Annotated in this window: 13 protein-coding genes; 5 read left to right on the top strand and 8 right to left on the bottom strand. The window is 41.6% G+C overall.

The window, feature by feature from the left end; translation table 11 throughout:
- Positions 1–264: 264 nt before the first annotated feature.
- Positions 265–678 (top strand): hypothetical protein, encoded by a 414-nt coding sequence (locus ACQKMP_RS18335; RefSeq protein WP_427470341.1) that lies wholly within the window; start codon positions 265–267, stop codon positions 676–678.
- Between the two features lie 36 nt (positions 679–714).
- Here ACQKMP_RS18335 and ACQKMP_RS18330 read toward each other — a convergent pair whose 3' ends face one another.
- From ACQKMP_RS18330 to ACQKMP_RS18310, 5 genes are all read right to left on the bottom strand, one after another.
- A complete protein-coding gene (locus ACQKMP_RS18330) occupies positions 715–1,629 on the bottom strand; it encodes a polysaccharide deacetylase family protein (RefSeq protein WP_427470339.1) in 915 nt (304 codons plus the stop codon).
- A complete protein-coding gene (locus tag ACQKMP_RS18325) occupies positions 1,601–2,923 on the bottom strand; it encodes an MFS transporter (RefSeq protein WP_427470337.1) in 1,323 nt (440 codons plus the stop codon). The genes ACQKMP_RS18330 and ACQKMP_RS18325 overlap by 29 nt, the downstream gene beginning before the upstream one ends.
- Positions 2,924–3,106: 183 nt before the next feature.
- Entirely contained in the window at positions 3,107–3,646 is a 540-nt protein-coding gene (locus ACQKMP_RS18320) for a DUF1854 domain-containing protein (protein WP_042184081.1), read from the bottom strand.
- Positions 3,639–5,834, bottom strand: coding sequence for an ABC transporter ATP-binding protein (locus ACQKMP_RS18315; RefSeq protein WP_339244301.1), 2,196 nt, complete (start codon positions 5,832–5,834; stop codon positions 3,639–3,641). Before ACQKMP_RS18315 ends, ACQKMP_RS18320 begins: the two co-directional genes overlap by 8 nt.
- A 276-nt stretch (positions 5,835–6,110) precedes the next feature.
- Positions 6,111–6,299, bottom strand: a complete 189-nt coding sequence (locus ACQKMP_RS18310) for a hypothetical protein (RefSeq protein WP_042184077.1) — start codon at positions 6,297–6,299, stop codon at positions 6,111–6,113.
- 234 nt (positions 6,300–6,533) lie between these two features.
- Between ACQKMP_RS18310 and guaD the strand changes: the two genes are divergently transcribed.
- Both guaD and ACQKMP_RS18300 read left to right on the top strand, forming a co-directional pair.
- Positions 6,534–7,898 (top strand): guanine deaminase, encoded by a 1,365-nt coding sequence (gene guaD, locus ACQKMP_RS18305; RefSeq protein ID WP_427470334.1) that lies wholly within the window; start codon positions 6,534–6,536, stop codon positions 7,896–7,898.
- A gap of 38 nt (positions 7,899–7,936) precedes the next feature.
- Positions 7,937–9,289, top strand: a complete 1,353-nt coding sequence (locus ACQKMP_RS18300) for a uracil-xanthine permease family protein (protein ID WP_042184073.1) — start codon at positions 7,937–7,939, stop codon at positions 9,287–9,289.
- A 52-nt stretch (positions 9,290–9,341) separates the two neighbouring features.
- Here the strand turns inward: ACQKMP_RS18300 and ACQKMP_RS18295 are convergent, their stop codons facing one another.
- Positions 9,342–9,683 carry a nitrous oxide-stimulated promoter family protein gene (locus ACQKMP_RS18295; RefSeq protein WP_076299956.1) on the bottom strand — a complete coding sequence of 114 codons (342 nt, stop codon included), beginning with the start codon at positions 9,681–9,683 and terminating at the stop codon, positions 9,342–9,344.
- A 196-nt stretch (positions 9,684–9,879) separates the two neighbouring features.
- On the opposite strand from ACQKMP_RS18295, the gene ACQKMP_RS18290 reads away from it, so the two are divergent.
- Both ACQKMP_RS18290 and ACQKMP_RS18285 read left to right on the top strand, forming a co-directional pair.
- Positions 9,880–10,362, top strand: a complete 483-nt coding sequence (locus ACQKMP_RS18290) for an RNA polymerase sigma factor (protein WP_379424849.1) — start codon at positions 9,880–9,882, stop codon at positions 10,360–10,362.
- On the top strand, positions 10,359–10,967 hold the full coding sequence (locus ACQKMP_RS18285; RefSeq protein ID WP_427470331.1) for a zf-HC2 domain-containing protein: 609 nt from the start codon (positions 10,359–10,361) through the stop codon (positions 10,965–10,967). Before ACQKMP_RS18290 ends, ACQKMP_RS18285 begins: the two co-directional genes overlap by 4 nt.
- Positions 10,968–11,050: 83 nt before the next feature.
- Here ACQKMP_RS18285 and ACQKMP_RS18280 read toward each other — a convergent pair whose 3' ends face one another.
- A complete protein-coding gene (locus ACQKMP_RS18280; RefSeq protein ID WP_371915751.1) occupies positions 11,051–11,707 on the bottom strand; it encodes a 2OG-Fe(II) oxygenase in 657 nt (218 codons plus the stop codon).
- Between the two features lie 103 nt (positions 11,708–11,810).
- Complete coding sequence (locus ACQKMP_RS18275; RefSeq protein ID WP_427470329.1) at positions 11,811–12,698, bottom strand: DMT family transporter; 888 nt, start codon at positions 12,696–12,698, stop codon at positions 11,811–11,813.
- Positions 12,699–12,884: the final 186 nt, after the last annotated feature.

Below are 12,884 nucleotides of genomic sequence, written 5' to 3'. Positions count from 1 at the left end.
GAATCGTATAAGCGGAAGAACACCTTTATAAATGCAATGGACTTTCACGAGAGATACTTGGGACTATAGCGTTGTTCATTCATTCGATCTATCAGCTTCTGTTGCTTTGACTATAATAAGAGACCTTTGAGATCAATATTTGTGTATAAATTTTTCTCATCCATTTTTTTGGACTTTCTTTTCATATTAATGATGAACCCGCACAAGCAACACCGGAATATCTGAGTAATATATAATTAAATAGACCAATGAGGTGATCCACAAATGTCAAACAGAGCAAAAATTCGCAAGCGAGCTGAACAGCTCAAGGGTAGACCTGTGTGCGTTACGCTTCATGATGGACGTACGTATGTAGGATGGATAACTGGCCTCGATAAGGATGGATTGACCCTCTCCAAACCACGTAAAAATAAAAACAAAAAATCAAAAAAACACACTTCTTCCCGCTCCCGGAAAGCGAACGTATCAGGACTCATGCCGTTATTCGGCTCACTTTTTGGAATGGGAGGAGGAGCTGCAGGGGCTGCCGAGGCTGCAAGTTCAGGCGCTTCAGGATTCGGTAGAATTATGGGCTTCGTAGGGATGATCCAAAGAACCATGCCGGTTGTGAAAATGGGCTATAATATGATTAAATCTATTTCTCCATTCTTGAATGGACTGAAGGGTTTAATGGGATAGTCAAAAGACACCCCTCAAGGTGTCTTTTTATTTTCCTCATGAACTTATCAGTTTCTTCAACAGTCTCCCCGCAGATTTTACTCGTGGGCGCTTCAAATGCTCCTGTACATAGCGATAGTCCGTTAATTCAACACTAGCATCACGAATCGCATAGGTAAAATCATCATCAAAGGGTAGACGGTATTCCCAGACTCGCTTCTCCCAATGTGGTATATTTGCAAGCATCCACGGATCGTCGATTCCGGGATGAATATAGGTTTCACTAACACCATCAGGTAGCGAATACATCTTGGCAATAATGGATTGTTTGAAACGATCGTACGTCTCACCCTCTTCCACACCAAAAGGATGCGACAACAAGTAATCAGGAATCGGGACTCCAAGTGTATCGGCCAGCCCGGATCCAAGTGCAACAGGACGTTCAATATTTTTCAACGATCCCAGAAGAGGATCCTCTGGATGGATGTATCGAAAGAACCGTGATGGCAATCCCCAGCGCGAAATTCTCCACAACGTCTGCGGGAGCAAGCTACGTCCCGTTTCCATGCCATATAAACTTCCCATATGGTTGTCTACATGACTAATCACTATTCCCGATTTTTTCACTCTCTCATACTGCGCAACAATCTCCTTCAGCACAGCTTTTGTCTGCGCCCCCTGCTCAAACTCTTTTACCGTCTTATATTGATGCCCGCCATCGTCATGTAGTGAAGAGTCCCCCGTCAGGCTGCTCCAGCGTAAAGCCTCAAACTCACTAGTCATCGTCAAATGAAGGCCCACATTTCGTTGTTGCCTACGGCTACACCATCTAGCCGCCTCCTCGAATCCAGGGGCCACCGCCATTATCGTCGCTGAAGATACTTTTCCCTCTTCTAATAGATGCATAATCGCCTGATTCATGGCAGGGCTTTGCCCAAAATCATCACAATTGATGATTAATCTTTTGCTCATAGTCAGCATCACCTCTCAATTGCCCCGTAAATGTAAATTTAATAGTAAAAGATATGATAACAGATATGGCTAGTAGACATAACGGCACTACACTTATTAAATACCGGAACGTTGCTTCTGGATCAGACCCTGGGTCATCGCCACCCTTATAACCAAAGATCATTCCTACTATAAAAAAGGCCAACGCCGAGATTAATCCGCTTGAACGAGTGATGAATCCGCTTACCGCAGTATAGATACCTTCTCTTCTCAGACCGGTCTTCTCTGCATCCTCATCGATAATTTTGCCACCTACGATCGCTGGGGTTACTAGAAATCCTGCTAATCCGAAACCGACAACAATGCCAGCGGCCACACCACTTACGAGATCATAACCGAACCATAGCGGAATGACAGATAAAGCATATAGGATAAGCGATAGCCGCCATGCCTTGACCCCATCCATCTTACGAATGATCCAGTACCACACAAACACTAGCGGAATGACCGAGACAAAGACAGCCGCGAGCATAATAGATACCTGTGCTTCTGAAATATGTAGAACATATTTTGCATAAAAGGGAATCATCGAGCTTACAAGTCCATTAACCGTTTGGGCAAAAGAGTTCGAAATATTAAACACCCAGAACTTCTTATTCCGAATCGTCTCCCGAAAAGCCGGAATGAGCTTTAAAGGTTCGGTCTTAGTAGTCTCTTTCTTCTCTTGGACATTCATCATACATAAAAACATAAACACGCCGAAGACACAGGCATACACAATAGCCATATTAGAGAAGTTAATCGCTGCGAAAAGGATTGGCGTTAGAGCCGTACCGATTAACAGAGCAACCACTTGATACCCTTGCTGAATCGCAGAGGCTTTCGCCCGAATACGATCTCCACGGAAGAGCTCCGGAAGCAGTGCGCCATAGTTCACCCATAAGACCGTAGCCACAGCCTCATAAAAAATAAGCGTCACTAGAAACCAAGTGAAGAGTCCATTTTCAGATAATCCGCCGGGTGGAGAGAACACCAGCACAAACGCCAGCATAAATAGCGGAATCGAGCCGAACACCCAGGGTCTACGCCGACCATAGCGGGTATTTGTGCGGTCTGACCAGTATCCAAACAGCGGATTATTCACCGCATCCCAGATCAGAAAGATTGTTCTGGCCAGTGTAGCAAGTCCAATGCCCAAGCCCAATTTCTCCACATAAAAATAACTGTAAAAAGAACTAAAAGCCTGACTGGGAACCATCATCGCAAACATCCCTAATGCAAAGGTGTACGGCGAGTTCATCCATTTATGCTTCACTCACATACCTCCCATATAGTAATCATCTAGTTGTAATATATTACCACATATACTGGAAGTTTAGTGACAAATTTGCTCCAATCTAATGCGTTTCCTCATCATAAAGAAGGGATAACCGCGGATGTTTACACAGTTCAAAAAAGTGCTCAGTAGTATAAACTACCAAGCACTTTGCTTCTTCCACTATAAAACGTCTTTCAGCTTTTTCCGACTCTGAATATCCAAAGTGGAATAATCACGAATTTCGCATCTTTTTCCGTTGACGTCAGTAAGAATGATGCGGTAAAGACTCGGGTATTGCATATGCTCATGCAGGTTACGCATAACGATACGGGTCTGCCCCAGATTCGTTTGTAGCTCCCAAATCCACATATCTGCCTTCTGTTTGATGGAATCAATTCGGGTCACAACGGGAAGAAAGTATCGCAGCTGCAATTCTTTGTCCACTTCCCCCCGACTTTCCTCATCCAGCTGATCAATGTCACGAATGACACCAATCTCCTCACTCTTAGAATTTCTCACAGAAATATACTGGGTGTTGTATTGAAAAGGAAATATACGAAAAAGGATTAGTTCTTCATAAACCTTACCTTCTATTACCCCTTGAAACACCCCACCTTGACTACGGCTAAAGGAAATCAGACCCGGTTCAAAAATGTTAATTTCATAGGGATCTTTATCTTGAGCTTTCAATTCATCACTGACGCTGATTGGATCACTCATGCACTTCTACCCCCTTGATCTGGGACATTTCTTTCTGTGCTTCGACCAGTTTAAAGTAAGCCCCTTCTACTGCTAGCAATTCTTCATGCGTACCCACCTCAATAATCTTACCGCGTTCCAGCACGACGAGCCGATTGGCATTTCTTAAAGTGGACAATCGATGAGCAATGGCGAATGTCGTTCTACCTTTAACCAGACGCGAGATCGCTTCTTGGATTTGCCGCTCAGTCACTGTATCCACAGAAGCCGTTGCTTCGTCCAGAATTAGAATCCGCGGATCGTGAATTATTGCTCGGGCAATAGACACTCGCTGCTTCTCCCCTCCGGATAACTTATGCCCACGTTCACCTACCCTTGTGTCATAGCCATCAGGTAGCTGAACGATGAAGTCATGTGCATTGGCAATTTTAGCAGCACGCATAATTTCCAGCTCTGTAGCGTCCGGTTTAGAATAAGCGATATTCTCAGCAATCGTGCCGTCGAACAGGAATGTCTCCTGCAGCACTACACCGATCTGACTCCGAAGGTCAGACTGGCTAATATTTCGGATATCCACCCCGTCGATGGTGATGGTACCCTCATCTGTGTCATAGAATCGGCAAATCATGTTGATGAAGGTCGACTTCCCAGCACCTGAATGTCCGACCAGACCAATCATCTCTCCTGCACCTACTTTTAAATCCACGTTCTTGAGCACAGGGTGATGCTTTTCGTATCCATAAGTGACCTGTTTAAACTCTACCTCACCATTAACACGACCAATATCAGCTGGGTTCGTAGTATCAGGCACATCGGATGGTGTATCCATAATTTCAAAAACCCGATCTGCAGCTGAAATCGCATGACTGGCCCAATTGATCATTTGACTTACCCACTGCAAAGGTCCGAGGAGCATCCCGAGGTAAGTCACCAAAGCGATTAGTGTACCAATAGATAACTGTCCATCAAGCACCGTTCTGCCGCCGTAATACCAAATTAATAGCGTACCTACGCCAGCAACTAACGCAAAGGCGGGAAACATTCCCTGCCACAAGCCTTCAATCCGGATATTGTGCCGCACCAATTCCTTATTAGCGACAGTATAACGTGACATTTCCGTAGTTTCCTGACCAAATGCTTTAACCACACGAATCCCCTGCAAAGAATCGCCAACCAGAGCGTTTAGTCTAAAAATAGATCTCCACTGCTGGTACCACCGTCTGCCAATCATCGGCCATAATACAGTCGATAGTACTACCATAAGCGGCATAGGCAGCATGGCTAGCAGTGTTAGCTTCCAATCCATACTAAACATAATGGCGAAGATTGCGATCACCCTTAATGATTCACCTGAGACCCATATTACGCCATCTGTCATGAATTGCCGCATCGCCTCAGAGTCATTATTTACCCGTCCAATGAATTGCGAAGACTGTCTTCGATCGAAGAAAGATAACGACAATTTCATCAAGGAATGATACACATCATGACGCAGATCACCCATAATTTTTGAGCCAATCCATACTCCGATAAGTCCACGTACAGTCTGCATTAGAGTAACCACCAGAGAGGTGGCTGCAAGCCCAATTACAATCCATAGCAACGTTGAACCCATGTCCTTTTTTGTTAGCACGTTATCTACAATCATTTTCGTCAAAAAAGGTGGAACAAGCTCTATCAATGTAGTGAAAATCAGCATAATCGCTGCTGCGATCATTTGGATTTTATACGGCTTAGCGTAACCTAACATTCGAAATAGAACCTTGCCGTTACTTTTACACACCGGACAGGTCTGAGAATCGTCAGGTAGCGGATTGCGGCATTTCGGACAATGTCTTGGAAATTCTTTTTCAGAAGCCGTTGGCCGCTCCTCCCCTTTAGCTACAGCAGCAATTAATTTAGACGCATATCCAAATATAGAGGTAAGCGATGCGGTATAACGTATAAGAATGATTGGACCCTCTTTAGTATCTACAAGTAACGAACCGCCTCCTACCCCACCTACTACTCGAGCATCGGTTATGCTCGAAACAAAAAACTTCGAAACCATTCTCCCGTCCGTTCCCCAAACGGACACTTCCTTCTCTGTCAATACAAGCCATTGCTCACCGAACTGTCCATCTTTCATTAAATCAGATCCAAAGTGGAATAACGGTTGTTCCGTAAGCTGCATTTCTATAGACTTGGGAAGTTTATCAACATATGGCATTCTTTTTCTCCCCTTTCTTTACCCACCTATTTACTCACATATATTTACAGTGGTAAAGATGAAAGAATGACTATAATTATTTTGTATAGTTACTTGAACAACCCAAAAAAGACACCCTTAAGGGTGTCCTTTTCATTATTTTCTATGATACTGGCTATGTCCTAAAAACAAATCCCGATGGATTTATTTTTATGTATAACGGGTCAGCAAATGCTCCTGCGCTAATTTCATATCTTATTAATTAACCAAATAGATCGGATTCTAGAAATCTGTTCGTTATTTTCGACGACGAATGTTCATGCGATTATACATCACTAAACCGGCGATGACCATGCCCAGCGTACCTATACTACTCGCTACTTCAGTCTGCATACCAAACAAAATACATACGTTAGTCACCAGGCTTCTCGTAAGCAACGCGACAATAATTAGCATGATCGGACGCCAAAAGTTATATCTTCTCATTTCAGTAACACTCCTAACCCATTTTTCTTAAGCGCTTAACCTTATTTATCTATATGTATTATAGCATAAGTAAGTAACCGCATACATTTTACGTAATCCTAACAATTTTGATCTAATCAGAGCATAATTCAGCGCCTAACCCCCTTGTTCGTTCGACTTTAGGTATAGACTTATCATTTTTTACGGATTATAATAACAAACGAACACCAAAAGACGAACATTAAGGCGGAAATCATGACTGAATATATGCAAATATTCCTAGGCACTTCATTTTCAAGCAAATCACCAAAGGAAATTCAAATTTTAAAAGACCATCTCTACTGCATTAATACAGATGGAATGATAGAAAAGATCGTTTCACCAGAAGAACCCGACTATCAAACTTTACTAGCTACTTATCAAGACCAAGACAACTTCCATCGATTAGCTGAAGGTCAGTATTTTTTGCCTGGCTTTATCGACTTGCATGTTCACGCCCCGCAGTGGGCTCAATCTGGAACTGCATTAGATATTCCACTCTATGATTGGTTAAATACGTACACCTTCCCACTGGAGTCTAAGTTTTCGGACCTGGATTTTGCTAAAAAGGTCTACTCTGATGTGGTTGATACTTTACTCGCGAACGGAACTACTACAGCCCTTTATTTTGCAACGGTGCATAAAGAATCCAGTTTACTATTAGCCCAAATATGTGCGGATAAAGGGCAACGCGGACTCGTTGGAAAAGTGGTAATGGACGACCCTCAAGGAAATCCAGAATACTATCGCGACACTGACACCGACACCGCAATTAAAGATACAGAAGAATTTATACTAGCGGTAAAAGAACTAGCCAAATCTACTAAGCAAGGCGTTTATCCAGTAGTGACACCTAGGTTCATTCCTAGCTGTACAAATGAGGCTTTGCAAGGTTTAGGAGACTTAGCCGCCAAATATGATACTCATATTCAATCGCACTGTAGTGAAAGTGATTGGGCACATGGTTATGTACAAGAACGATTCCAGAAGAACGATGCTTTTGCCTTGCATGATTTCGGTCTACTCCGTGATAAATCTGTAATGGCACATTGTAATTTTTTAGAAGAAGAGGATGTAGAGTTATTTGCGGAGACAGGAACGGCTATTGCGCATTGTCCAATATCAAACGCTTATTTTGCCAATAGTGTCATCCCTATCGCTCATTTCCACTCCAAAGGTGTAGAGATTGGTTTAGGGTCTGATATTTCTGGCGGTTTTTCACCTAGTCTCTTCGATAACATAAGACAGGCTGTAATGTCTTCAAGAATGCTAGAGGATGGCGTTAATCCTTCCCTTCCTGCACAAGAGCGTGGATTACTAGGATCACGGATTAAGATTGATGAAGCTTTCTATCTTGCTACTGCTGGCGGTGGTAAAAGTTTAAGCTTACCTATCGGTCGGATACTAGAAGGCTATACATGGGATGTTCAAATTATTGATACGAAATTACCATCGGCTAAATTGCCTATTTTTGATGGGAATGAAGATTTAGAGGACGTGTTTCAAAAGATGATGTATTTAGCTCGACCTGAGAATATCCGTGAAGTCTGGGTACAGGGTGAAAAGGTTCATTCACGTTAAGGATCGATAAAACTAGAAAATATAAGGTGGGCATCTGAGTGGAAACACAAGCAAACGTACAAGATCAAGCGCCATTGAAGTCACAACTATTAACCGTTCTACCCGATGAAAAAGTTTCCTTCGGTAAATCCATCATCCTAGGCTTTCAACATGTATTGGCAATGGACGTTTATGTAGTTCCTTTCCTGATTGCAATGTTAATCGGCTTACAACCGAATCAGTCAAGCGCCTTGATTCAATCTACCTTTATTGCTGCTGGACTTGCAACGATTGTGCAGACTTATTTCTGTATGAAGCTTCCTATCGCGCAAGGTCCATCTTATGTTCCCCTTGGTGCGATTGTCAGTATTTATGCCGCTAGTGGCGGCGGGGAGCTGGGTTGGAGTTCCGTGTTAGGTGCCAGCTTAATCGGTGCGGTTCTAGTTATTATTTTGGGCTATGTGGGGATCTTTAATAAAATCGTTAAGAACTTTATCCCACCCATTGTAGGTGGTACGATCATATTCATAGTTGGTCTTTCTTTATTACCTGTTGCTATAAGAGACAATATCTATGGAGCTTCAGGCGCTTCAATCAATCAGAACGTTTTGTTAGCCCTTATTTCAGCAGGTACACTCCTTTTATTCGTGATTCTCGGTTCTATGTTCCGTAATAAAGGATCGATCTTCCGAATTATTTCCGTCATGATGGCGTTAGTAGTTGGATGTATCTCTGCTAACTTGATGGGTGTGTTAGATTTCTCAGCGATTAGCAAAGCGAACTGGTTTAGCATGCCTCGTATCGCTTTTGTAGATTTCGGATTCTCGTTCAACTTTTCGGCTATTATCACCATGGTTATTATTTATCTCGTACTGCTAGCTGAAACAACAGGTACCTGGTTTGCTGTCAGCAACGTAATCAATAAACCTTTAACAGACGAACATATTAATAAAGGGGTTATCGGTGAGGGGATTGGCTGTCTTATTGCTTCTGCACTCGGTTCAACACCTGTTACAGGCTATTCTACCAATGCGGGCATTATCTCCATCACAGGTGTTGCCTCCCGCCGGGTTTTCCTCGCAGTAGGAGGATGGTTTGTCCTCTTCGGTTGTTCTGGTAAATTAGCTGCTCTGATCTCTTCCATTCCATCCGCTGTAATCGGCGGCGTCTTCGCTATCGTCTGCGGGATCATTGCAATTAATGGTGTACAGGTGATGAAGAACGTAACGATTGGCGAGAAAGAAATGTATATTATCGCAATACCGATGATTATCACGTTAGCTTTGGTACTCATTCCTGGCGACTACTTGCATTCCTTACCTTCATTCGTGCAATATTTATTGGGCTCACCTATCCTAGCGGCTTCATTGGCAGCGATCTTATTGAATAAACTACTGCCAAGTGGAAAATAGAACGTAAAATGCTAGATCTTAAAACGGGCATCAAATGATGTCCGTTTTTTACTTATTTCCTCAGCTTATTGGGTAATGGAATATGCCTAATTGACTCAATGGGATGATACAGTAACATCCATGGACCTGAAAAACGCATAACCCCTTTTATTCTTTGACGATACTCCGGTTTATAACAATGAATAGGGCATTTAGCACAAGCCGTTTTCACTTCCCCGAACTTACAATAAGCTAACCTCTTCAGAGCATAATCGTTTAGATCCTGACATTCGTTGCAAAGCCCCTTATGGTGATGTTTTTTCTTACAATATATACGAATCATTTTCGTGACAATATCTTGTTCTTTTTGAATTTTAGGACCTTCATTTAACTGTCGGTTCACCTTTATTGTCATTTATGAGCCCCCTTGTAACTTGTACAATAAGATCTCATCTAATTATAGAGGAAAAGCAGTCCTTCTTTTTTTACATTTCTAAGGATTTTTATCATACTACACACCCGAGGCGTTATTTCGTTATACTCATAATTATTTTAGAAAGGCTGTAACGTTTATAGCTTTTTACGGATATATAAAGTGAGGAGGTGAACGGATGCAGGACAACGAGGAATTATACAGGGAATATTCAACCCAAGTATATAAATTCGTATTTAGTTTTTGTCATAATCACTTACTGGCAGAAGAAATCACCCAAGAAACCTTTTATAGAGCTATAAAGTCCATACACAAATACGATGGAACCTGCAAAGTATATGTATGGCTTTGTCAGATTGCTAAGCATGTGTGGTATCAGGAACTGGACAAGCAGAACAAAAGGAAGACTTGTGAATTAGAAGACCCTCCTTTTTCTAACACAAATTCAACAGAAACTGAATTCATTTTAGCTCAAGACAAAATGGAGTTATTTAAACAGCTTCATTTACTTGATCCAAATACCAAGGAAGTATTGTATCTGCGTTTGACCGGAGAGTTCAGCTTTCGGGAAATTGGCGAAATTCTCGGAAGGGATGAAACCTGGGCAAGAGTTACCTTTTACCGTGGAAAACAAAAATTAATGAAAGGAAGATCTTCATGAAATGCGAGATCATTCAGGATTTATTGCCCTCCTATATCGAAAAGCTAACCTCTTTACATAGCAACGAAGAGATTGAAAAACATCTGCAAACCTGCGAAAGCTGCCTTCAGTCATATCATGAAATGACCGCAACAGCAAATCTAAACGTGCCTATTGTTGATAAAGAAGAAGTTAACAATCTTAATTATTTTAAAAAGGTGAAATCAAAAAACATAAAGGTAATCGTCCTTTCCATCTTATCGGTAATCATACTGGCTGCAGCTCTTATTGGACTTTTTGTGATTGGCTTCCCTGTGTCCTCTAAAGATGTGACCATCGATTATCAGAAGACAAAGACTCATTTGGAGGTTCATCTGACTTTGGAAAACGGCAAGGACTTGGTGTTCTCAGGAAAAACTAAATTTATCCGCGATGAAAATAATAATGTGATCGGTTCCGAAACTAGGTATACCCCTAGAGGCTTGATTCACAATCCCTTTGATGATGTAGGAAAAAAAGTTATGTTGGGGACGGAGATTCAAACCGATCTGGATTTTCCAAACAAATTTATCCTTGAATTCAAAGATAAAACTATGACGTTCATTAATGGCGTTTTGGTGGAGTAGACATTGCCGTTAAAATGAAAAAAGACACCTTTTAAGGTGTCTTTACTGATACTCCATGTGGAACATAGTATCTGTTCATACCTCTATGATGAGCGAAGGACTTGTCTTCTCATCCACATCGTTGCAACCCACTTTTCGCCTTTGATCACTGGCGTACCTGCATGCAAGGTGGACTCGTTTAATTCATGATTATCGTAAAAATATTCGAAGTAGACCGCCATACCTTTGTTAGGACTCACTGTTAAATTAAGCATAGGGAAAGCTGTTTCTCCACCTTCCTCCACATCATTCAAATACATCACGAGCGTACTAATTCGATTATTGCTACTTGCGCGACTCGTTTGAGTGAAGAAATCATGATGGGGTAAATACTCTTGGCCAGGGATATACAGCAGAACTTGTAAGCCATCACCATGCTCGATAGGAATATTCATAATTTGAGAGAATCGTTTCTCGATTCTTGTAACCGTCTCATTCTCCTCACAGAACACACCACTGCTCGTTCTAATCGGATTGACCGCATGGTCTTCACCAATTCTTGAACGTTGCAATCGTTGCCTAGAATATTCAATTAACTCATTACACTCCTCATCGCTAAGCACATTTCCTAGCAAGACAACCAGCGGTTCTTCATACTTGGCAAGAATTCGAATCTCTCGATCTTCTGTCTTAATCGTATTTCCAGCATGATCAAATATCGTCCGTTCTTTGTCTGTCGCATTCCCTGTCGTATTCCCTATCATCCTTATGCAGCTCCCAAGTTATAACATCCATCGCAAAAAACATACCATAAAATGGTTTTATTTGCTTGATTAACTTCAGAACATCTAAAGACTCAGAAAATCAGCCTATTGTTTGCTTATATCGCATTTTTCGTTGATACGTAGATAGCATAACTCCTGCTAGAATGAACAAAGACCCTAATATTTCTACACCTGTGATCGGTTTATGCAGTAATATCAATCCCATGATCATAGCTACAAAAGGCTCTAAATTAGATAATACAGACGCTTTTGAAGCATCAACATGGCGAATATTGTTATTCCAAACCAGTGTAGCTACACCATGTACAACAACAGCTGTTCCGATCAGAAGAGCCCAATCTGTAATATTCGAGCTCATTCGTAAAGGTGTATCTAGCGAGAAGGCAAATGGGATCGATACAATAAAGCCCACCAGATTCGAATATAAAGTAATCGTGAGCGGATCTATTCTTTGTGAGAGTACCCTAGTCATAATAATCATAATGGCGAAGGTTATCATCGTTACAACAATCCACAGTAGTCCTTTATCAAAATGCAAAGAGGAGGATCCCCCTTTTACAACGACAAAATAAATGCCTATGATCGCTAGAATAGCCCCCATCAACATACGGATCGTTAATCTTTCCTTTAAAAAAACTGCCGCTAACAAACCAGTTAAAATAGGAGTCATAGCTAAAATGATTGCAGATGTTGTTGGATCAGCTGTTTGCAGCCCTTTAAAAAAGGACCATTGATTAATAAACACACCAATAACACCTAGCGATAAAATTAGGAATACATCCGATTTACTCACCAGCTTAAAATTCTTTTTGTTAGCCGTTATTCCTACTAGACATAACACTATAAATAAAAGCCTCAGTGAAGTTAATAGACCGGGGGAGAAGTCCTCAACTAAGATCTTTCCAAACACAAAATTACTGCCCCATACGACTACACAAAAAGTGAGCCAACCATAAGCTTTTAACATTTAAATCACCTTTCAATAATACCGACTCCACAATTTTTCCATTACAGCCTTACGCCAAAAAAAATAGACCCCACCCATCGTAAGATACGGGGTCTATTGTACTGTTGGTTAGCAAACATCGGTTCTTCTTTGTATCTATTATAACCTCCATGGGTTTTTCATGCGCTTAATTTATAGAGGGAATAA

Source organism: Paenibacillus sp. NPDC101420, assembly GCF_050277435.1.
Taxonomy (GTDB): Bacteria; Bacillota; Bacilli; order Paenibacillales; family Paenibacillaceae; genus Paenibacillus_AQ.
Note: the sequence above shows the minus strand (reverse complement) of the source record. Positions and strands in the feature narration are given on the sequence as shown.

Excerpts from the sequence above, each read along its gene's own strand:
- ACQKMP_RS18335 (WP_427470341.1), top strand. The coding sequence starts at position 265 with ATGTCAAACAGAGCAAAAATTCGCAAGCGAGCTGAACAGCTCAAGGGT.
- ACQKMP_RS18330 (WP_427470339.1), bottom strand. The coding sequence starts at position 1,629 with ATGAGCAAAAGATTAATCATCAATTGTGATGATTTTGGGCAAAGCCCT.
- ACQKMP_RS18320 (WP_042184081.1), bottom strand. The coding sequence starts at position 3,646 with ATGAGTGATCCAATCAGCGTCAGTGATGAATTGAAAGCTCAAGATAAA.
- ACQKMP_RS18315 (WP_339244301.1), bottom strand. The coding sequence starts at position 5,834 with ATGCCATATGTTGATAAACTTCCCAAGTCTATAGAAATGCAGCTTACG.
- ACQKMP_RS18310 (WP_042184077.1), bottom strand. The coding sequence starts at position 6,299 with ATGAGAAGATATAACTTTTGGCGTCCGATCATGCTAATTATTGTCGCG.
- guaD (WP_427470334.1), top strand. The coding sequence starts at position 6,534 with ATGACTGAATATATGCAAATATTCCTAGGCACTTCATTTTCAAGCAAA.
- ACQKMP_RS18295 (WP_076299956.1), bottom strand. The coding sequence starts at position 9,683 with ATGACAATAAAGGTGAACCGACAGTTAAATGAAGGTCCTAAAATTCAA.
- ACQKMP_RS18290 (WP_379424849.1), top strand. The coding sequence starts at position 9,880 with ATGCAGGACAACGAGGAATTATACAGGGAATATTCAACCCAAGTATAT.
- ACQKMP_RS18285 (WP_427470331.1), top strand. The coding sequence starts at position 10,359 with ATGAAATGCGAGATCATTCAGGATTTATTGCCCTCCTATATCGAAAAG.
- ACQKMP_RS18275 (WP_427470329.1), bottom strand. The coding sequence starts at position 12,698 with ATGTTAAAAGCTTATGGTTGGCTCACTTTTTGTGTAGTCGTATGGGGC.